General features: G+C 62.8%; 20 protein-coding genes. 11 read left to right on the plus strand and 9 right to left on the minus strand.

The features are described from left to right. Positions 1-8: 8 nt before the first annotated feature. From LW136_RS17075 to LW136_RS17095, 5 genes are read right to left on the minus strand one after another with little or no spacing between them, the layout of a single operon-like run. Positions 9-323 (minus strand): STAS domain-containing protein, encoded by a 315-nt coding sequence (locus LW136_RS17075; protein WP_041014835.1) that lies wholly within the window; start codon positions 321-323, stop codon positions 9-11. Then, a complete protein-coding gene (locus LW136_RS17080) occupies positions 316-963 on the minus strand; it encodes an MlaC/ttg2D family ABC transporter substrate-binding protein (protein WP_003302831.1) in 648 nt (215 codons plus the stop codon). Before LW136_RS17080 ends, LW136_RS17075 begins: the two co-directional genes overlap by 8 nt. Positions 964-974: 11 nt before the next feature. Then, positions 975-1,433, minus strand: coding sequence for an outer membrane lipid asymmetry maintenance protein MlaD (gene mlaD, locus LW136_RS17085; protein ID WP_014821378.1), 459 nt, complete (start codon positions 1,431-1,433; stop codon positions 975-977). Beyond that, on the minus strand, positions 1,433-2,230 hold the full coding sequence (gene mlaE / locus LW136_RS17090) for a lipid asymmetry maintenance ABC transporter permease subunit MlaE (protein ID WP_003302833.1): 798 nt from the start codon (positions 2,228-2,230) through the stop codon (positions 1,433-1,435). Before mlaE ends, mlaD begins: the two co-directional genes overlap by 1 nt. Next, on the minus strand, positions 2,223-3,038 hold the full coding sequence (locus LW136_RS17095) for an ATP-binding cassette domain-containing protein (RefSeq protein ID WP_014821380.1): 816 nt from the start codon (positions 3,036-3,038) through the stop codon (positions 2,223-2,225). Before LW136_RS17095 ends, mlaE begins: the two co-directional genes overlap by 8 nt. A 281-nt stretch (positions 3,039-3,319) precedes the next feature. On the opposite strand from LW136_RS17095, the gene LW136_RS17100 reads away from it, so the two are divergent. The 10 genes from LW136_RS17100 (at position 3,320) to LW136_RS17145 (ending at position 10,315) form a co-directional block, all read left to right on the plus strand. Beyond that, on the plus strand, positions 3,320-4,294 hold the full coding sequence (locus tag LW136_RS17100) for a KpsF/GutQ family sugar-phosphate isomerase (RefSeq protein ID WP_023445913.1): 975 nt from the start codon (positions 3,320-3,322) through the stop codon (positions 4,292-4,294). Then, positions 4,294-4,818, plus strand: a complete 525-nt coding sequence (locus LW136_RS17105) for a KdsC family phosphatase (RefSeq protein WP_045666720.1) — start codon at positions 4,294-4,296, stop codon at positions 4,816-4,818. The genes LW136_RS17100 and LW136_RS17105 overlap by 1 nt, the downstream gene beginning before the upstream one ends. 8 nt (positions 4,819-4,826) lie before the next feature. Continuing rightward, a complete protein-coding gene (gene lptC, locus LW136_RS17110; RefSeq protein ID WP_152480892.1) occupies positions 4,827-5,399 on the plus strand; it encodes an LPS export ABC transporter periplasmic protein LptC in 573 nt (190 codons plus the stop codon). After that, entirely contained in the window at positions 5,386-5,931 is a 546-nt protein-coding gene (lptA, locus tag LW136_RS17115) for a lipopolysaccharide transport periplasmic protein LptA (RefSeq protein WP_063544412.1), read from the plus strand. Before lptC ends, lptA begins: the two co-directional genes overlap by 14 nt. Then, positions 5,931-6,656 carry an LPS export ABC transporter ATP-binding protein gene (lptB, locus tag LW136_RS17120; RefSeq protein ID WP_234173243.1) on the plus strand — a complete coding sequence of 242 codons (726 nt, stop codon included), beginning with the start codon at positions 5,931-5,933 and terminating at the stop codon, positions 6,654-6,656. The genes lptA and lptB overlap by 1 nt, the downstream gene beginning before the upstream one ends. 146 nt (positions 6,657-6,802) lie before the next feature. Next, entirely contained in the window at positions 6,803-8,317 is a 1,515-nt protein-coding gene (locus LW136_RS17125; RefSeq protein ID WP_014821384.1) for an RNA polymerase factor sigma-54, read from the plus strand. Positions 8,318-8,390: 73 nt separating this feature from the next. Then, entirely contained in the window at positions 8,391-8,699 is a 309-nt protein-coding gene (gene hpf, locus LW136_RS17130) for a ribosome hibernation-promoting factor, HPF/YfiA family (RefSeq protein ID WP_003302844.1), read from the plus strand. A 7-nt stretch (positions 8,700-8,706) separates the two neighbouring features. Next, entirely contained in the window at positions 8,707-9,171 is a 465-nt protein-coding gene (gene ptsN / locus LW136_RS17135; RefSeq protein ID WP_014821385.1) for a PTS IIA-like nitrogen regulatory protein PtsN, read from the plus strand. Then, on the plus strand, positions 9,172-10,029 hold the full coding sequence (rapZ, locus tag LW136_RS17140; RefSeq protein WP_014821386.1) for an RNase adapter RapZ: 858 nt from the start codon (positions 9,172-9,174) through the stop codon (positions 10,027-10,029). It begins immediately after the preceding gene. Between the two features lie 13 nt (positions 10,030-10,042). Further along, positions 10,043-10,315 (plus strand): HPr family phosphocarrier protein, encoded by a 273-nt coding sequence (locus LW136_RS17145; protein ID WP_234173244.1) that lies wholly within the window; start codon positions 10,043-10,045, stop codon positions 10,313-10,315. A 49-nt stretch (positions 10,316-10,364) separates the two neighbouring features. Here the strand turns inward: LW136_RS17145 and pmbA are convergent, their stop codons facing one another. Then, the gene (gene pmbA / locus LW136_RS17150) at positions 10,365-11,711 is read right to left on the minus strand and encodes a metalloprotease PmbA (protein ID WP_234173245.1); all 1,347 of its coding nucleotides are present in this window, start codon (positions 11,709-11,711) and stop codon (positions 10,365-10,367) included. 112 nt (positions 11,712-11,823) lie between these two features. Here pmbA and yjgA point away from each other — a divergent pair, with 112 nt between their 5' ends. Next, a complete protein-coding gene (gene yjgA / locus LW136_RS17155) occupies positions 11,824-12,345 on the plus strand; it encodes a ribosome biogenesis factor YjgA (protein WP_191121766.1) in 522 nt (173 codons plus the stop codon). Between the two features lie 64 nt (positions 12,346-12,409). On the opposite strand, the gene tldD is transcribed toward yjgA, so the two are convergent. The 3 genes from tldD to LW136_RS17170 are packed head-to-tail and all read right to left on the minus strand — an operon-like array spanning position 12,410 to position 18,541. Continuing rightward, complete coding sequence (gene tldD, locus LW136_RS17160; RefSeq protein WP_234173246.1) at positions 12,410-13,852, minus strand: metalloprotease TldD; 1,443 nt, start codon at positions 13,850-13,852, stop codon at positions 12,410-12,412. A gap of 2 nt (positions 13,853-13,854) precedes the next feature. Beyond that, positions 13,855-14,700 (minus strand): carbon-nitrogen hydrolase family protein, encoded by an 846-nt coding sequence (locus LW136_RS17165; RefSeq protein WP_234173247.1) that lies wholly within the window; start codon positions 14,698-14,700, stop codon positions 13,855-13,857. A 37-nt stretch (positions 14,701-14,737) separates the two neighbouring features. Further along, positions 14,738-18,541, minus strand: a complete 3,804-nt coding sequence (locus LW136_RS17170; protein WP_234173248.1) for a YhdP family protein — start codon at positions 18,539-18,541, stop codon at positions 14,738-14,740. Positions 18,542-18,573: the final 32 nt, after the last annotated feature.

Below are 18,573 nucleotides of genomic sequence, written 5' to 3' on the forward strand. Positions count from 1 at the left end.
TATTCCTTTCAGACCCGGGATGCTTCCAGCGGCAGGATATCCAGCAAGCCGGACACCTTGGCAATCTTTTCCATATCGTCAGGTAACGCAGTGACGCGCAGTTCGACGCCGGCGGCCTTGGCATCGCGCATGAACGCCAGCAGGAGAGAAAGCCCGACACTGCTGGACCGCTCGATCGCCGAGCAATCCAGCATCAGTGCCGAGCGGCTGTCCGCGATCAGCGCTCGCCCGGCCTCGCGCAGCGCAGGCCCGCTGCTATAGTCAAGCACGCCGATCATGCGCAGTTCGCCTTCGGCACCACGCTCGATACGCGCCTCACTCATCGCCTGCGGCCTGCTGACCGGCCTCGGTGTCCTTGGTTCGCGCCACCACCTCGGCCCAACCATCGATGGTCTTGTCCAGATCGCCGCCGTTACGCTGCATGGAATCGGCGAACTGATCGCGGAACAGCTTGCCAATGTTAATGCCATTGATGATCACATTGCGCACCCGCCACTCGCCAGCGTTGACCATGGTGTAGGACACTGGATAGATCTCGCCCTGGCGCCCTACCACCTCCATGCCGACGCTGGTGCGCTTGTCATCAGCCTTGCCGCTCGACGGCAGCACGCGGATCTGCTGGTTGTTGTATTCCAGCAGGGCGTTGCCATAGAACTGCATCAGGCTGCGCTTGAAATTCTCCTGGAAGCGCGTCATCTGCTCAGGCGAGGCGTTGCGCGAATATTTGACGGTCATGATGCTGCGCGAGATGCCTTCGGCATCGACGACCGGGCCAAGAATCTCGTTCAGCGAGTCATAGAAAGCCGCCGGATCGTTGCGGTACTGCTCCTTGTTGGCCTTCAGATCGGCCAGCAACTCATCGGTGGTCTGCTGAATGACCTGGTGGGCTGTCAGCGCAGCGTGGGAGAACATGGGCAGAACGGCCAACAGAATCAGCAGGCCGCGGCGCAAGGCAGTCATCATGTGCATCTCCTTCAATCTTTGTTAACCGAGTTGAGCAGGAATTTGCCGATCAGATCCTCGAGCACCAGCGAGGACTGGGTGTCCTGAATGGTGTCGCCATCCGCGAGCAACTCCTCCTCACCGCCGACGCTGATGCCGATGTACTTCTCACCCAGCAGCCCTGCGGTAAGGATCGAAGCCGTCGAGTCGGCCGGCAGGATGTCGACATCCTGCTGGATTTCCAGCGTGACTCGTCCGGTGTAGCTGTCACGATCCAGGTCGATCGCGGTGACCTTGCCGATGGTCACGCCAGCCATGGTCACCTTGGATCGGACAGTCAATCCGGCAATATTGTCGAAATAGGCATACAGCTTGTAAGTGTCGGCATCAGTAACGCTCAGCCCGCTGACACGCAGTGACAGCAGCAGCAAGGCCAGCAGCCCGGCAAGCAGGAACAGCCCGACACCCATTTCCAGTGTGCGGATACGCATCAGAAATCTCCAAACATCAACGCGGTCAAAATGAAATCGAGGCCGAGCACTGCCAGCGAGGCGTAAACCACAGTCCGGGTGGTGGCACGGCTGATACCTTCGGAGGTCGGGTCGCAATCGTAGCCCTGGAACACGGCGATCCAGGTCACTACCAGCGCAAAGACGACGCTCTTGATAACGCCGTTGAGCACATCGGAACTGAAGTCGACGCTGTTCTGCATGTTGGCCCAAAACGAGCCTTCGTAGACACCGAGCCACTCCACCGCCACCATCGCTCCGCCCCAGATTCCGACCACGTTGAAGATCAGCGTCAGCAGCGGCAGCGAGATGAAACCGGCCCAGAGGCGCGGCGCGATGATGTACTTGAGCGGATCGACTCCGATCATTTCCAGGCTCGAGAGCTGCTCGGTCGACTTCATGTTGCCGATCTCGGCCGCCAGAGCCGAGCCGGCACGCCCGGCGAACAGCAGCGCAGTAACCACCGGACCGAGCTCGCGCAACAGGGTCAGTGCGACCATCTGCCCAACCGCCTGCTCGGAGCCGTAGCTGCTGAGAATGTTGTAGCCCTGCAGCGCCAACACCATGCCGATGAAGATGCCGGAGACAACTACAATGGCCAGTGACAGCACACCAACCGAATAGAGCTGCTTGACCAACAGCGAAAAACCGTTACGCAGCCCGCTTCGCCCGAACAGCGCATGCACGAGAAATATCGTCGAGCGCCCCAGGGCTGCCAGCACATCCAGTCCGGCGCGACCGAGCAGGGCAATCCGATCCAACAACGAACGCTTACGCATCGGTGCCTCTCAGTAGATCGTCGGCATAGGCCGGTGCAGGAAAATGGAATGGCACCGGCCCGTCGGCTGCGCCCGTCATGAATTGCCTGATGCGCGGATTGTTCGACTCCATCAGCTCCGCCGGCGTGCCCTGGCCAAGCACCTGGGCATCGCCAACCACGTAGATGTAGTCGGCAATGGACGCGGTTTCGGCCAGATCGTGGGAGACCACGATACTGGTGATGCCCAGCGCGTCGTTGAGCAGGCGAATCAGCCGCACGAGAACGCCCATCGCAATCGGATCCTGTCCGGCGAAGGGTTCGTCATACATCAGAATCTGCGGATCCAGGGCAATCGCCCGCGCCAGCGCGACACGCCGCTTCATGCCACCGGACAGCTCGTCGGGCATCAGCTCGATGGCGCCACGTAGCCCTACCGCTTCGAGCTTCATCAGCACGATGTCGCGGATCATCTCGTCTGGGAGCTTGGTATGCACCCGCAGCGGAAACGCAACGTTCTCGAACACGTCGAGATCGGTGAACAGTGCCCCGCTCTGGAACAGCACACCCATCTGCTTGCGCATGTCGAACAGCTCGCTGCGCGAGAGGCTCGGCAGATTGTTGCCCGCCACCCAGACTTCACCACGCGACGGCATCAGCTGCGCAGCGATCAGGCGCAGCAGCGTCGTCTTGCCACAACCGGACGGCCCCATGATGGCCGTAACCTTCCCTCGCGGTATGGCGATATCGACATCGTTGAAAATACTGCGCTCGCCTCGCTTGAAGGTCACTCCCTTCAGCTCGACGGCGAAGTCATTGCAGGCGCTCATCTGGTCTCCTTGCATGCAGTCTGCGAAACAGACGGCTCCCGATGACGCTGGGATACTTTCTGCCCTGACCGTTTTCGGCGGCGCACTATAGCATCGCGCCAGAGGCCGCCCAACCGATGAGCGTTTCGGCAGATGACGAGCGACGCCCCGTTCAGCTTCGGTTCAGCTCAGGCTGATCAAATTGATTGTGCCGACCCACAGTGATGGGCCGACATTTTCCATGAGTCCGCAACGGATTCTCGCTATAATCCCCGCCTTTTAATCGGACGACCTCGCCAGCCATGAGCCAGAGCAGCCAATTGATCGAAACCGCGCAACGCACCATCCGCCTGGAAATAGAAGCGGTTGAGCAGTTGAACGCACGTATCGATGCCGATTTCGTGCAGGCTTGCGAGCTGATCCTTGGCTGCAAGGGCCGAGTGGTCGTGGTTGGCATGGGCAAATCCGGGCACGTCGGCCGCAAGATCGCCGCCACATTGGCCAGCACCGGCACCGCTGCCTTCTTCGTGCACCCCGCCGAGGCCAGCCATGGCGACATGGGCATGATCACTCAGGACGACGTGGTCCTCGCCCTTTCCAACTCCGGCACCACCAGCGAGATCGTCACCCTGTTACCGCTGATCAAGCGGCTCGGCATCACCCTGATCAGCATGACCGGCAACCCCAACTCGGTACTGGCCAAGGCCGCTGCGGTGAATCTGGACGCTAGCGTCGCCATCGAAGCCTGCCCGCTGAACCTCGCGCCGACCTCCTCCACCACTGCCAGCCTGGTGCTCGGCGATGCCCTGGCTATCGCGCTGCTCGAGGCTCGTGGGTTCACTGCTGAAGATTTCGCCTTCTCTCACCCGGGCGGCGCGCTGGGCCGCCGCCTGCTGTTGAAAGTCGAGCACGTCATGCATACCGGCGAGCGCTTGCCGAGGGTTCCGCGCGGCACATCGCTGCGCGACGCCCTGCTGGAAATGACGCAAAAGGGCCTGGGCATGACCGTCATCGTCGAAGCGGACGGACGACTCGCCGGCATCTTCACCGACGGCGATCTGCGCCGTGCGCTGGACAAGGGAGTCGACGTTCGCCAGACGCGCATCGACGAGATCATGACCGTGCACGGCAAGACCGCCCATGCTGAGATGCTCGCCGCCGAGGCTCTGAAGATCATGGAAGACCACAAGATCAGTTCGCTGGTAGTCGTCGATGACCAGGAGTTGCCGATTGGTGCGCTGAACATGCACGACCTCCTGCGCGCGGGGGTGATGTAATGCACGAACACCTGCTGCAACGCGCCCGCGACATTCGCCTGGCGATCTTCGACGTCGATGGTGTGCTCACCGATGGCCGCCTTTATTTCCTGACCGACGGCAGCGAGTTCAAGACGTTCAACACACTGGACGGCCACGGCATCAAGATGCTGATCAACTCCGGCGTGCGCACCGCGATCATCAGCGGGCGCAAGACGCCCGTGGTAGAGCGTCGAGCGCAGAACCTCGGTATCCAGCACCTTTATCAGGGGCGCGAGGACAAGCTGGTCGTGCTCGACGAACTGCTGACCGAACTTGGCCTGAGCTACTCTGAAGTAGCCTATCTCGGTGACGACCTGCCTGATCTGCCGGTGATACGCCGCGTAGGCCTCGGCATGGCCGTGGCCAGCGCCGACACCTTCGTTCGTGAACATGCCCACGGCGTTACCCTGGCCCGCGGTGGCGAGGGTGCGGCACGCGAGTTCTGCGAACTGATCATGCGCGCGCAGGGCACCCTCGCCGCCGCGCAAAACGCATATCTGTAGGGGTCTGCATGCTTCGCAAAATGCGCTTCGCTGTCCTGCTTACGCTGATCGCCGCCCTGCTGGTGGCGGTCGGCTACTGGAACATCCGCCCGGAAAGTTTCATGCAGGAGCCATCCGTCGCCAGCGGCGCAACGCCTGATGTCGACTTCTACGTGATCAATTCCCGCACGGTGCAATATCAGCCCGACGGCAAGCGTAACTACGAACTGACCGCAGACAAGCTCGAGCACATCAGGGCGAGCGACATCAGTCTGCTGACCAAGCCGGATCTGCTGTCCTATCGCGGCACAGAACTGCCGTGGCACGTGCGTAGTGAGCGCGGCGAAGTATCGGCCGAAGGCGACGAAGTGCTGCTGATCGATCAGGTCAAGGTCGAGCGCACCGACGCCAAGGGCCGCCCGACGATCCTTACCACCAGCCGCCTGACGGTGTGGCCGGAGAAGGATTATGCCGAGACAAAGCAAGCCGTTAGAATCGAGGCCGCCAATGGCGTGACCACGGCAACCGGCATGAAAGCGTACATGGATGACGGCAGGATGCTCCTGCTGTCCAACGTAAGAGGCCAGCATGAGCTGCGTTAAGACTCTCCCCCTCCTGCTCGGTTTGAGCGCATTCTGGCTTGGCGCCAGCGCGTGGGCGCTTCCCGAGGACCGTGAACAGCCAATCCGCGTTCAAGCCGACACCGCCGAGCTGGACGACCGACAGGGCGTGGCGGTCTACCGCGGCGACGTGGTCATCACCCAGGGCACGATGAAGATCACCGGCGACACGGTGACCATCACTCAGGACGAGAACGGCGACGTCGAAGTCTTCACCTCCATCGGCAAACCGGCCTACTACGAGCAGAAGCCTGCGGCGGACAAGGAAATCGTCAAAGCCTACGGCCTGACCATCCAGTACTTCGCCGCCAACGAGCGGATCGTGCTCATCGATCAGGCCAAGGTCGTTCAGGAAGGCAACACCTTCGAAGGCGAGAAGATCGTCTATGACACCCGTCGCCAGATCGTCAATGCTGGCCGCGCCACCAACGCCGATGTGACCACGCCGCGCCCACGTGTGGACATGGTCATCCAGCCGCGCAAGAACGGGCAGGCAGCGGAGCAGGCGGAGTAATGGCCGTCCTCAAAGCCCAGCATCTGGCCAAGAGCTACAAGAGCCGCCAGGTCGTCCGTGATGTCAGCCTGTCCATCGAAAGTGGGCAGATCGTCGGCCTGCTCGGCCCCAACGGGGCTGGCAAGACCACCTGCTTCTACATGATCGTCGGCCTGGTGAATGCCGACCAGGGTCGAGTACTGATCGATCAGAACGACGTGACCCATCTGCCGATGCACGGTCGCGCGCGCGCCGGGATCGGCTATCTGCCGCAGGAGGCCTCGATCTTTCGCAAGCTCTCGGTCGCCGATAACATCATGGCCATTCTCGAGACCCGTAAGGATCTGGACCGCAACGGCCGTCAGCAGGCGCTGGAAGGCCTACTGCAGGAATTCCATATAAACCATATCCGCGACAGCCTCGGTATGAGCCTCTCTGGTGGTGAAAGACGCCGCGTGGAGATTGCCCGCGCACTGGCCACCGCACCGAAGTTCATCCTGCTTGATGAACCCTTTGCCGGTGTGGACCCGATTTCGGTGGGCGATATCAAGCAGATCATCCATCACCTCAAGGCCAAGGGCATCGGCGTGCTGATCACCGATCACAACGTCCGCGAGACCCTGGATATCTGCGAGACGGCCTACATCGTCAACGACGGGCAACTGATTGCCGAGGGCGATGCGCAGACCATCCTGAGCAATCAGCTGGTCAAGGAAGTCTATCTGGGCCACGAATTCCGTCTGTAAGGCGGATTTTTTGCTCGGCTCGGCAAATCGGCTCTAGGCAAAGGCTTCATCGGCAGGCATATAATTTGCTTTCTGCCTGCGCCCCGCGCACGGCATGTCAGAATAGGCGCGGTTGCGCCGGCATAAAAGGTTCGAAGTCCTCTGCCATGAAACCATCGCTAGTCCTGAAGATGGGCCAGCAGCTGACGATGACACCGCAGCTGCAACAGGCCATACGGCTCCTCCAGCTATCCACCCTCGATCTGCAACAGGAGATCCAGGAGGCGCTGGACTCCAATCCCATGCTCGAGCGCGAAGAAGACGGAGACGACTTCGACAGCTCCGACCCTATGGCCGAGGCCGCTGAACGGCCAGGCGACACCGTCACCGAGAAGAGCAGCAGCCAGGAAAGCACCTACGAGGAGCCCTCTCATAGCAGTGACAGCCTGGACGACAGCGACGGCGACTGGGGCGAGCGTATTCCCAGCGAGCTTCCGGTCGACACCGCCTGGGAAGACATCTACCAGACCAGCGCCAGCAGCCTGCCCAGCAACGATGACGACGAGTGGGATTTCACCAGCCGGACATCGAGCGGCATAAGCCTGCAGAGCCATCTGCTGTGGCAGCTCAACCTCGCGCCAATGAGCGACACCGACCGGCTGATCGCGACCACCCTCATCGACTGCATCAATGAACAGGGTTATCTCGAAGAGACGCTGCAGGAAATCGTTGACTCGTTCGATCCCGAGCTGGAAATCGAGCTCGACGAGGTCGAGGTCGTTCTGCGTCGTATCCAGCAATTCGAACCGGCCGGCATCGGCGCACGTGACCTGCGTGAGTGTCTGCTGTTGCAGCTGCGCCAACTGCCCGACCGCACACCATGGCTGAGCGAAGCGAAGCGTCTGGTCAGCGACTATCTGGACATCCTCGGCAGCCGGGATTACAGCCTTCTGATGCGGCGAATGAAGATCAAGGAAGACGATCTGCGCCAGGTCATCGAACTGATCCAGAGCCTGAACCCGCGCCCGGGGTCGCAGATCGAGGCGAGCGAACCGGAATATGTGGTGCCCGACGTGATCGTGCGCAAGCACAATGATCGCTGGCTGGTCGAGCTGAATCAGGAAGCCATGCCGCGCCTTCGCGTCAACGCGCAATACGCCGGCTTCGTCAAACGCGCCGACTCCAGCGCGGACAACACCTTCATGCGCAACCAGCTGCAGGAAGCGCGCTGGTTCATCAAGAGCCTGCTCAGCCGCAACGAGACCCTGATGAAGGTCGCGACTCAGATCGTCGAACACCAGCGCGCCTTCCTCGAGCATGGTGACGAGGCTATGAAGCCTCTGGTACTGCACGACATCGCCGAGGCGGTGGGCATGCATGAGTCGACCATCTCCCGCGTGACCACGCAGAAATACATGCACACGCCACGCGGCATCTACGAACTCAAATACTTCTTCTCCAGCCACGTCAGCACGGCGGAAGGCGGCGAATGTTCGTCCACCGCGATCCGCGCGATCATCAAGAAACTGGTCGCCGCGGAAAACCAGAAAAAGCCGTTGAGCGACAGCAAGATCGCTGGTTTACTGGAAGCGCAGGGCATCCAGGTGGCCCGCCGCACAGTTGCGAAGTACCGCGAGTCGCTCGGTATCGCACCATCCAGCGAGCGCAAACGTCTACTGTGATCGGCCCCTGGTCGAACTGTCCCGGCGCAGGCCTACCAACCTGCTCTTCGTACAAGGCAAAGGAGATAGCAGTATGCAAGTCAATATCAGCGGTGTTCATCTGGAAGTAACCGATGCCCTGCGTGACTACATCGAGGAGAAATTCGATCGGCTTGCTCGCCACTTCGACCGCATCATCAGCGTTCAGGTGATCCTCCAGGTCGAGAAACTCAAGCAGAAAGCCGAAGCAACCTTGCACGTCGCAGGCCGCGAAGTCGTGGCCATCGCCGATCACGAAGACATGTACGCTGCCGTCGACCTGTTGGTCGACAAGCTCGATCGCCAGTTGATCAAGCACAAGGAGAAGCAGCTCGACCACACACAGGGCGCTGTCACCCGCTGACTCCAATATGATCCGACTCGAAAACATCCTCACCCCCGGGCGTTCCTTGGTGAACGTCCCGGGCGGTAGCAAGAAGCGCGTCCTGGAACAGATCGCCAAGGTGATCGCCCAGGACCTTATCGATCTCGATTCCCAAACCATCTTCGAAAGCCTGATCGCGCGCGAGAAGCTCGGCTCGACCGGCTTCGGCAACGGCATCGCCATCCCGCACTGCCGCATGGTTGGCTGCAACGCGCCGCTGAGCGCCGTTCTGCGCCTGCAGACGCCAGTGGATTTCGACGCCATCGACGGCGCGCCGGTGGACCTGCTGTTCGTCCTGCTGGTACCGGAGGCCGCCACCGACGAGCATCTCGAACTGCTGCGCCAGATCGCCAGCATGCTCGACCGCGAAGACGTACGCCAACGACTGCGCCAGGCGCCGAGCAACGAAAGCCTCTACCAGGTAGTGGTCGACGTGCAGAACGGGGCATAGATGCGGCTGATCATCGTCAGTGGACGCTCGGGTTCGGGCAAGAGCACTGCACTGAACGTGCTCGAGGACAACGGTTTCTATTGCATCGACAACCTGCCTGCCGGACTGTTGCCTGAGCTTGCCGAGCGCGCCCTACTGCACACTGAGCTGCTGCATCCGCAGGTCGCCGTGTCGATCGACGCGCGCAACCTGCCCAGCCAGCTCAAGCGCTTCCCCGAGCTACTCGAAGAAGTCCGCGCCAGGCACATCCAGTGCGATGTGCTCTACCTGGATGCCGACGATGAGACCCTGCTCAAGCGCTTCTCGGAAACCCGCCGCCGCCATCCGCTGACCAACGAAAATCGCTCTCTGGCCGAAGCGATCCATGATGAGGAGTTGCTGCTCGCAGCGATCATCGATCACGCCGACCTGAAGATCGACACCACCCATCTCAATCTCTATCAGCTGCGCGACGTGCTCAAGTTGCGCTTGCTCAACAAGCCTGAGCCGGGCACCGCTTTTCTGGTCGAGTCATTCGGCTTCAAGCGCGGGATGCCGGTCGATGCCGATCTCGTGTTCGACGTACGTTGCCTGCCCAACCCTTACTGGAAAGCCGAGCTTCGCGACTTTTCCGGGCTAGACCAGCCGGTGATCGACTACCTCAGCGCCCAGGCCGACGTGGAGGAAATGTTCCAGGATATCCACGGCTATCTGAGCAAATGGCTGCCGCGCTTTGCAGCCAGCAACCGCGCATATGTCACCATCGCCATCGGCTGCACCGGCGGCCATCATCGCTCGGTCTACCTGGCCGAACGGCTAGGCCAGGCATTGAGAGAACCGCTGAAGAACCTGCAGGTCCGTCATCGGGACCTCGCCTAGGAATACCTGCACCATGCCCGCCCGCGAAGTCACCATCATCAACAAACTCGGCCTGCACGCGCGCGCTGCCGCCAAGTTCGTCGCCGTTGCCAATCGCTACCCCTGCAAGATTCGCGTTGGCCGCTGTCCGGCCACGCTGGTCGACGGCAAGAGCATCATGGCGGTCATGATGCTCGCCGCCAGCAAAGGCACCACCGTGCACCTGAACACCGAAGGTGAACAGGAAGAGGACGCACTGAACGCGCTGACCGCGCTGATCGACGACTATTTCGAAGAAGGCGAGTAGACACCTTGCCACGGCGGCGCGAATCGTTGCCGACCGCGCCGCACCTACCTCACTTACCAGCGACCATCATTCGCTCGATCAACACCGAGCCGGTCCGCACGTTGCCGCGCGTTTCCACATCGCAACCGACCGCCACGATCTGGCGGAACATGTCGCGCAGATTTCCGGCAATCGTTACTTCCTGTACCGGGAACTGGATCTCGCCATTCTCGACCCAGTAGCCGCCGGCGCCGCGAGAATAGTCGCCGGTCACCAGATTCAGGCCCTGTCCCATCAGCTCCGTCACCAGCAGGCCTCGGCCCATGCGCCGGATCAACGCCGTCTGATCCTCGTCCCCATGGCTGACGAACAGGTTGTGCACACCCCCGGCGTTGGCCGTACTGGGCATACCGAGCTTGCGTCCGGAATAGGTCGAAAGCACATAGGACAGCAGGCGGCCGTTCTCCACGAACGGCTTGGCATAGGTCGCCAGGCCATCGCCATCGTAGCCGGCACTACCGAGGGCTCGTGGGATGTGCGGACGCTCATCAAGGCTCAGCCACTCGGGAAACAGCGCCTGTCCCAGGGCATCCTCGAGATAAGAGGCTTTGCGGTAGAGATTTCCGCCGGAAATCGCTGCAATGAAGTGGCCAAACAGACCGGTCGCCAGCTCGGGGGCGAAAAGTACCGGCACTTCGCAAGTAGGAACCGGGCGCGCGCCCAGACGTCGCACGGCACGCTCGGCTGCGCGCCGGCCGATGGTCTGCGGGTCGAGCAGCGCCTCGCCGATGCGGTTGACGTCGTAGAAATAGTCACGCTGCATCTGCCCTTCGCTCTCGGCGATCATCACGCAACTCAGGCTGTGACGGCTGCTGCAATAGCCCCCGATGAAGCCGTTGCTGTTGCCATAGGCGCGGCAGCCCTGATGGGTATTTAGCGTAGTGCCGTCTGCGTTGCGGATACGCTGATCGAAGGCGAACGCGGCGTCTTCACAACTGAGCGCCTGCTCGATGGCCTGTTCGGGGGTGACCGCCCACGGATGGTAAAGATCGAGATCGGGAAGCTCGCGCGCCATCAGCGTAGCGTCAGCGAGGCCAGCAAATTCGTCCTCCGAGGCATGCCTGGCGATGGCCAGCGCGGCGGCTACGGTTTCACGGATGGCGTCGTCACCACTGCCGGTGGTGCTCGCAGTGCCTTTGCTCTGGCCGACATAGAGCGTGATGCCGAAGCCCTGGTCGCGATTGAACTCGACCGTCTCCACCTCGCGCTGACGCACTGTGGTCGACAGCCCCTGCTCCATGGAGACCGAGACCTCGCTGGCGCTGGCGCCCTGCCGACGCGCTTCCTCGATGATGCGCTCGACCTTCTCGCGCAAACCGGGCAGCGCGTGCGGGTCGATGCCCTCTACTTCACTCATAAGCACTCCCAAACCACTGCAATCGAATCAAGTTGCAACCTGGCGCCGCTCCTCTGAAGCCTGCTGCCAGGGCTGCTGTTATCATGGCGGCATTTCCTAGTGGACCATCCCCATGTCTGAACACTCCGACGCCGAAGATTTCGACGAAAAAAGCAAGTCCCAGGTCAAACGCGAGCTGCTTGCCCTGCAGGAGCTTGGCGAGCGGCTAACTACCCTCAAGCCCGACCTCATCGCTCGCCTGCCGCTGAGCGACGCGTTGCAGAAGGCGCTGGCCGAGGCGCCGAAACACAAGGCGCATATCGCGCGCAAACGGCACATCCAGTACATCGGTAAGCTGATGCGCGACCAGGATGTCGATGCCATTCTCGCGCTGGTCGATCAACTGGACGCCTCGACGCGCCAATACAACGAGCGCTTCCATGCGCTGGAGCGCTGGCGCGACCGTCTGATCGGCGGTGACGACGCCACCCTGGAAGCGTTTGTAACCGAATACCCCGAGACCGACCGCCAGCATCTGCGCGGGCTGATCCGCCACGCCCAGCACGAGGCGGCGCGCGACAAGCCGCCGGCCGCCAGCCGCAAGATATTCAAGTACATCCGCGAACTGGACGAAGCCAAACGCGGCTTGCGCTGACGGCAATCTCAACCCGTACCTCAACCTCTACCCTTGAAGCTCGCGGCTGGCACTCGCCGCGGCTTCACGCACCCGTTCCGCCTACGGTTATCTCGTCGATCTTCAGGGTCGGCTGGCCGACGCCCACCGGCACCGACTGCCCATCCTTGCCACAGGTGCCGACACCGCTGTCGAGCGCCAGGTCGTTACCGACCATCGACACCCGGTTCATCACCTCGGGGCCATTGCCTATCAGCGTCGCGCCCTTCACCGGCGCGGTGATCCTGCCGTCCTCAATCAGATAGGCCTCACTGGTGGAGAAGACGAACTTGCCGCTGGTGATGTCGACCTGACCGCCGCCGAGGCTGGCGCAGTAGATGCCCTTCTTCACCGAGCGAATGATTTCCTGAGGATCGCTTTCGCCGGCCAGCATGTAGGTGTTGGTCATGCGCGGCATCGGTAGATGCGCGTAAGACTCGCGGCGGCCGTTACCGGTCGGCGCGACGCCCATAAGGCGGGCGTTTAACTTGTCCTGGATATAACCCTTGAGAATGCCGTACTCGATCAGCGTGGTGCATTGGGTCGGCGTGCCTTCGTCATCGACGCTGAGCGAACCTCGGCGATCCGCCAAGGTACCGTCATCGACGATGGTGCACAGGCTGGACGCCACCTTCTGCCCGATCCGGCCACTGTAGGCAGAGCTGCCCTTGCGATTGAAATCACCCTCCAGGCCATGGCCGACGGCCTCGTGCAACAGCACGCCGGACCAGCCAGGCCCAAGCACGACCGGCAAGGAACCGGCCGGTGCCGGCACCGCTTCGAGGTTGACCAGCGCCTGACGCAATGCCTCGCGGGCGTAACCCATGGCGCGATCCTCGGTGAGGAAGTACTGGTAACCGGTACGCCCGCCGCCACCCTGGCCACCGCGCTCGCGGCGGCCGTTCTGCTCGACGATCACGCTGACGTTGAAACGCACCAGAGGGCGGATATCGGCCGCCATACCACCGTCCATTCCGGCCACCAGGATATGCTCCCAGACGCCCGCCAGGCTTACAGTCACCTGCTTGATGCGAGGGTCCAGCGCCCTGGTCGCGACGTCGATGCGCTTGAGCAGCTCGACCTTCTCGGCACGGCCGAGCCCGTCGAGCGGATTGTCCTGCGCGTACAACGGCGCGAATGCCGCCCTGGACAGCACCTTGACCTGGCCTTGCTGGCCGCTGCGCGCGATGGAGCGTGCAGCCTGAGCCGCCTGACGCAATGCATCGGCAGTGATCGCGTTGCTGTAGGCGAAACCGGTTTTCTCGCCGGACAGTGCGCGCACGCCGACGCCCTGCTCCAGATGGAAGCCGCCCTCTTTGACGATGCCATCCTCGAGCACCCAGGACTCGGAAACCTGATCCTGAAAGTACAGGTCCGCCGCATCCACGCCGGGCCCGGCGAGTTCACCGAGCAAGCCTGGCAGGTCATCGATACCCAGGCCGCCAGGTGTCAGCAGTCGCTCGGTGACAGGTAACAGCAGTTCACTCATATTCACTCCAAACTGTCCGTGGCCAGGCACGGTACGGAAAATCGGCGGTGGCGCTGCAGCGGCATTCGCTGGCGGATGGCAGCCTGTTCGGACGCATCCCGAGCGGCAACCAAAGCCGCCTCGCCAGTCGCCTGCTCGCACAGCAGACGGCCCCATGGGTCCACGATAGACGAATGCCCATGGGTGAGGCGACCACCAGGATGCTCTCCACCCTGTGCGGCAGCCAGGATATAGCACTGAGTCTCGATGGCACGGGCACGAATCAACGTCGCCCAGTGCGCTTCACCGGTCACCGTGGTGAACGCCGACGGCACGCTGATCAACTCGGCACCTGCCGCCCTCAGCGCACCATACAGCTCGGCGAAACGCAGGTCATAACACACGCTCAGCCCCAAGCGTCCAACCGGTGTGTCGGCGATCACCAGCCTTTGCCCCGCCGCATAGTCGTCCGATTCACGGTAGTGGCCACGGTTATCTGCAACCTCCGCATCGAACAGATGCAGCTTGTCGTAGCGCGCCACCCGCTGCCCCTGATCATCGAACAGCAGCGAGCAGGCATTCGGCTTGCCCTGCGGGTCGTCGTCGGGCGGTAACGGCAAGGTGCCAGCCACGATCCACAACCTGAGGTCACGGGCGACCTGCTTCAACCAGGGCAGGATCGGCCCGTCGCCAGCGGCTTCGGCGCGACCCAGTCGCGGTAGATCGCTGCGGCCCATTGCGGCGAAGTTCTCCGGTAGCACCGCCAGCCGCGCGCCCGCTTCGGCCGCCTGCTTGAGCAACTCGCGCGCGCGGGCCAGATTGAGCGTTACATCCGCCTGGCTGGCCATCTGAATCACGGCTAAGGACATGCTTTCCCCGATGCTGAAAGACCCGGCCCGATGCGGATCAGTTGGGCTTTTCGAATGGTTTGTCGAAGCTGATCTTAGGCGCCTGCCAAGGCCCCTTGACGTCGTACTGTACGCTGGCGAAACGCGCCACGCGGTCGCCGAGCAGCTTGTCCACCACGAACAGCGCCCCGCCGATCGCCGGTGCGCCGACAATCAGCGCCGCCAGCGGCAGGTTGTTGCTGATCGGCAAGGTGACCAGCAACTTGGCGTCGATCTCGTCACGCGCCATATCCAGCCTGCCATCCAGCTCGAGGTTGGTCGACGGACCGCTGACGGTGATGGGCTCGCGGGTATTGAACACACCCTCCTCGGCCAGCAACCGCCCATCCAGCCGGTCGTAACTGAGCCCCTTGCTGAACAGATCGGAGAAATCCAGCCGCAGGCGGCGCCCTATCGAATTGAAGTTGAGCACACCGAACACGCGCAGCGCCTGGGCACTGCCGTCGATCTCGACAAACTGCCCCTTGCGCAGCCGAGGTCGCATGCTGCCGGAATAGCGCGCCATGGCGAACCATGCGGGCGAACCAGGCCACTGCCCATCCACATCCAGGCGAAAACTGTCACTGGTCACCGAAGGCGCAAAGCCCCACGCAAGCAATACGTCAGCGAGATTGCGCCCTTCGAGGCGGCCCTTGTACCAGGTCTGCGCACTGCCCCAGCCGCCGTTCCCGGTAATCTTCAGGCCCTTGAGGTCGAGAGCGATATCGCGGAACTCGATCCCGCCGCTGACCGGGCGCAGCTTCAACGCCCAGGCGCCGAGCACATTGTCGCCCAGGGAAACCCGTTCGATCGCGACATCCATTGCCGGCAGGCTTTGCGGGTCGACATCAGCCAGCGGATCGGGTCGCTCCTTGACCGCCTCGTCGGATTGCGCGGCAGCCGGCAGACGCAGGCGCTGGAGATCCGCAACGATGATTCCGCCCTCGGCATCTGGCAGGCGAACCGAGCCGCTGATGATCGAACTGCGAAGGCCAAGGTCCCAGGCTTCCCTCATTCGCCGCAGGTCCAGCCCAAGATTGTCGATCCGGGTGCCAAAACCTTCGAAACGATCGATATCGACCTGCGCCCGGCGCAGCAGCGAGCCGGTGGTCTGCTGCGCTTGCGCCTTGCCGTGCTGTTCGAGCACCGCCTGCCAGGCTTTCAAGTCGAGCTGCGGCAGGCGTCCCCTGACATAAAGCCCGGCACTGGCCGGAAGATTGGCCGCCCCAGGCCCGAGACGCAGCTCGCCGCGCCCCTGCGTCCAGGCACCCGGCGGCGCAGCGAACGTCAGTGCGGCGAGTGACCCGTGCCGGACACCGTAGCGACGCTCGGCCCCTTGCAGGGACATCCGCAACGAGGTGTCACGGCGCTCGCGTGCAGGCTTGCCGAACGGCGCTGGCAGATCGATGCGCAGCCCCTGTAGCGAAGAGTCGATCTGCAACTGACTGTCCTCACCTGCCAGGTCCAGTCGCAACTGATAGGGCAACTCACCGCTGGCGGGCAGCGACTGCCCGATAGCGAGCCACTCAGCCAGACGCTTCAACCCCACGGCGCCCTGCGCCTCCACACGAGAGGCTGGCTTGCCGGGCGCTCCTGTCGCTACCGCCTTGCCCTTGACCGGAGCGCCGAACAGACGCGCCTGGATGGCCTCCGCACTCAAGCCTCGCGCGGTGTCGTAGCGGAAACTGCCGCTGAGCTGCTCGAAGGCAAGCTCCGGCTCTGGAATCTTCAGCGTCGCATCGTCGCTGGCAAAATCCACGATGACCCGCGGGGTGCCCTTGCCCAGCGGGATCTGCAGGTCGAGCGCGCCGCTGAGCGCACCCTGCCCCTGCCAGCCTGCGAAGATCTCACCGGTTCCGATCGGCGCCTCCTGAAGCAGCTTCAAGGCATCCGCCAGGCTGCTGGCGACCTGCCCCTTCACGGCCAACTGCGGCACGTTGCCGGCGCCGACGCGAGGAATGTCCGCTGTCGCATCACGCACGTGACTGTCGAGAATCCGCCCTTCCGCGAGCCGGACGCGAACCCCGCTGTCTTCGATCAGCACCTCGCCACGGCCCTGCTGCAGCACGGGCCAGCCGGGCTGAAACGCCAGCTCGGCATCGCGCACCTTGAAGTACAGGCTCAGGCTGCGCGCGCTGTCGGAAGCTCCCTTGCTCAATGCGCCCTGGTACTGGAAATAACCTTGCTCGACCGTACCGCTGCGAATCGCTTCCTTGAGCCAGCTGACCAGCGCCGGGCTTAACGCCTGTGAGCGTGTCGGCAAGTATTTTTCGGTAAAGCGCGCGTCGCCTTCGCTCAAGCCAACCCGCAGGTCCATGTAATCCTCTGCCGCGGGATCCCTGGCCAGGCGGATCAGGAAGTCACCGGCGATCTTGCCTTCCTCGCCGTCGATACGCAGATAGGGCGCAGCCAGCGTGAAGGCCTGCTCGTCCAGCGCCCAGGTCAGACGCCCGCCGGCGTGTCGGTAGCGCCAGGGCTCGGGATACAGTGGCGCAAGCTGCAGGCTGAAGTCGTCGCTGTCCACGCGCAGTTCTCCGCCGCCCAGGTCACCGCGTATGCTGCCACTCGCATTGCCCACCGCCGGTATCCAGTTCTGTGCGGCGAAACTGATGCGGTCCAGATTGGCAGCGAATTGCAGCCGCTGCGACGGTTCCATCTGGGGGCGGTAGTCGAGCTGCAGATTGCGCAGTGTTCCGCTGGGCTGCAGCGCGGTCAGCGTCTCGGTTGCGGCCGGTGGTAGCGGCGCCAGTGCACGGACGAGTGTGGCGATCGGCGCGATACCCAACCGATCAGCCTGCAGCTGCCAATGCTGCTGAGTCTGATCCTGCTGAACCTGGATTCGCGCATCGCCCCAGCGCTCGCCTTCGAGATCGAACGCCAGCCGGTCCAGCAGCAGCCGGTAGCCCTGCTCGTTGCGATCGATATAAGCCTCGCCCCCAAGGTCCTCGAGCTGAACAGGCTCACGATCGGCAAAGGACGTGATCAGTTGCGGCGCGTTAATCCGTAGAACAGCACGCTCCAGCGCCTTTTCGCGCCAGGTTGCCCACAGCTCACCTCCCATCTTCAACGTCTGCAGATGCCAGTCGGCAGTCAGTCGGCGCGGCAACCAGGCGGCCCAGTCGCTTTGTGGCAGGCTAAGATAAACCTGCGCCTCGGCGTGCTGCCAGCGCTGCGGCTGCACCCGCCCCTCAATGCTCAAGGCCAGGGGCTGGCCATCCGGCAGGATGCTGCGCCCGTCCAACCGGAGCCGCACACCGTCGACGAGCAGGCCCAGATCGGTGTAGTTCAGGGTCAGCGGCGGTTCTCCGAATGGCTCCAGCGTGATCTGGCTGTTGCGCACCGCCAGCCCACGCACCCGCTGCAACGACTCGAGAATCTTCTGCGGTTCGGGCGGTTTCTGCTCGGTACGGGCCGGCAAGCCCTCCACTCGCCACTTGCCCTCGGCATCTTCAGCGACAGACAGCTGCACGCCGCTAAACTCCAGCCGGCTCAGCCGCCACTCTCGCGCCCAGAGGCTGGCCGCCAGGTCTGGAACGATGGCAATACGGTCCAGGCGCATCGCGCTGTCACCCTCGCCGAGCAATACATCATGCGCCAGCAAACGGGGAGCGAAACCCTCCCAGCGGCCTTCGAGCCTGCCCAGCGCGATTGGCATGCCCAGCGCCGCCTGCGCCTTCTCCTGCACCTCGGCCCGGTACTCGGCGATTACAGGCACCAGCTGCCGCCCCAGGCTCACGTAGAGCGCGGCCAGAATCAGCCCGAACGCGATTACCCAGAACAGCTGGCGCGACAGTGTCACGAGGAAGGCAGCGAGGCGGTTCATCTGGATGCGCTCCGGTCATCCTGGCCCTTGCG

This window comes from Stutzerimonas kunmingensis (assembly GCF_021432085.1).
Lineage (GTDB): Bacteria > Pseudomonadota > Gammaproteobacteria > Pseudomonadales > Pseudomonadaceae > Stutzerimonas.

Coding starts and splice junctions, on each gene's coding strand:
- LW136_RS17075 (WP_041014835.1), bottom strand. CDS start 323: ATGAGTGAGGCGCGTATCGAGCGTGGTGCCGAAGGCGAACTGCGCATG.
- LW136_RS17080 (WP_003302831.1), bottom strand. CDS start 963: ATGATGACTGCCTTGCGCCGCGGCCTGCTGATTCTGTTGGCCGTTCTG.
- mlaD (WP_014821378.1), bottom strand. CDS start 1,433: ATGCGTATCCGCACACTGGAAATGGGTGTCGGGCTGTTCCTGCTTGCC.
- mlaE (WP_003302833.1), bottom strand. CDS start 2,230: ATGCGTAAGCGTTCGTTGTTGGATCGGATTGCCCTGCTCGGTCGCGCC.
- LW136_RS17095 (WP_014821380.1), bottom strand. CDS start 3,038: ATGAGCGCCTGCAATGACTTCGCCGTCGAGCTGAAGGGAGTGACCTTC.
- LW136_RS17100 (WP_023445913.1), top strand. CDS start 3,320: ATGAGCCAGAGCAGCCAATTGATCGAAACCGCGCAACGCACCATCCGC.
- LW136_RS17105 (WP_045666720.1), top strand. CDS start 4,294: ATGCACGAACACCTGCTGCAACGCGCCCGCGACATTCGCCTGGCGATC.
- lptC (WP_152480892.1), top strand. CDS start 4,827: ATGCTTCGCAAAATGCGCTTCGCTGTCCTGCTTACGCTGATCGCCGCC.
- lptA (WP_063544412.1), top strand. CDS start 5,386: ATGAGCTGCGTTAAGACTCTCCCCCTCCTGCTCGGTTTGAGCGCATTC.
- lptB (WP_234173243.1), top strand. CDS start 5,931: ATGGCCGTCCTCAAAGCCCAGCATCTGGCCAAGAGCTACAAGAGCCGC.
- LW136_RS17125 (WP_014821384.1), top strand. CDS start 6,803: ATGAAACCATCGCTAGTCCTGAAGATGGGCCAGCAGCTGACGATGACA.
- hpf (WP_003302844.1), top strand. CDS start 8,391: ATGCAAGTCAATATCAGCGGTGTTCATCTGGAAGTAACCGATGCCCTG.
- ptsN (WP_014821385.1), top strand. CDS start 8,707: ATGATCCGACTCGAAAACATCCTCACCCCCGGGCGTTCCTTGGTGAAC.
- rapZ (WP_014821386.1), top strand. CDS start 9,172: ATGCGGCTGATCATCGTCAGTGGACGCTCGGGTTCGGGCAAGAGCACT.
- LW136_RS17145 (WP_234173244.1), top strand. CDS start 10,043: ATGCCCGCCCGCGAAGTCACCATCATCAACAAACTCGGCCTGCACGCG.
- pmbA (WP_234173245.1), bottom strand. CDS start 11,711: ATGAGTGAAGTAGAGGGCATCGACCCGCACGCGCTGCCCGGTTTGCGC.
- yjgA (WP_191121766.1), top strand. CDS start 11,824: ATGTCTGAACACTCCGACGCCGAAGATTTCGACGAAAAAAGCAAGTCC.
- tldD (WP_234173246.1), bottom strand. CDS start 13,852: ATGAGTGAACTGCTGTTACCTGTCACCGAGCGACTGCTGACACCTGGC.
- LW136_RS17165 (WP_234173247.1), bottom strand. CDS start 14,700: ATGTCCTTAGCCGTGATTCAGATGGCCAGCCAGGCGGATGTAACGCTC.
- LW136_RS17170 (WP_234173248.1), bottom strand. CDS start 18,541: ATGAACCGCCTCGCTGCCTTCCTCGTGACACTGTCGCGCCAGCTGTTC.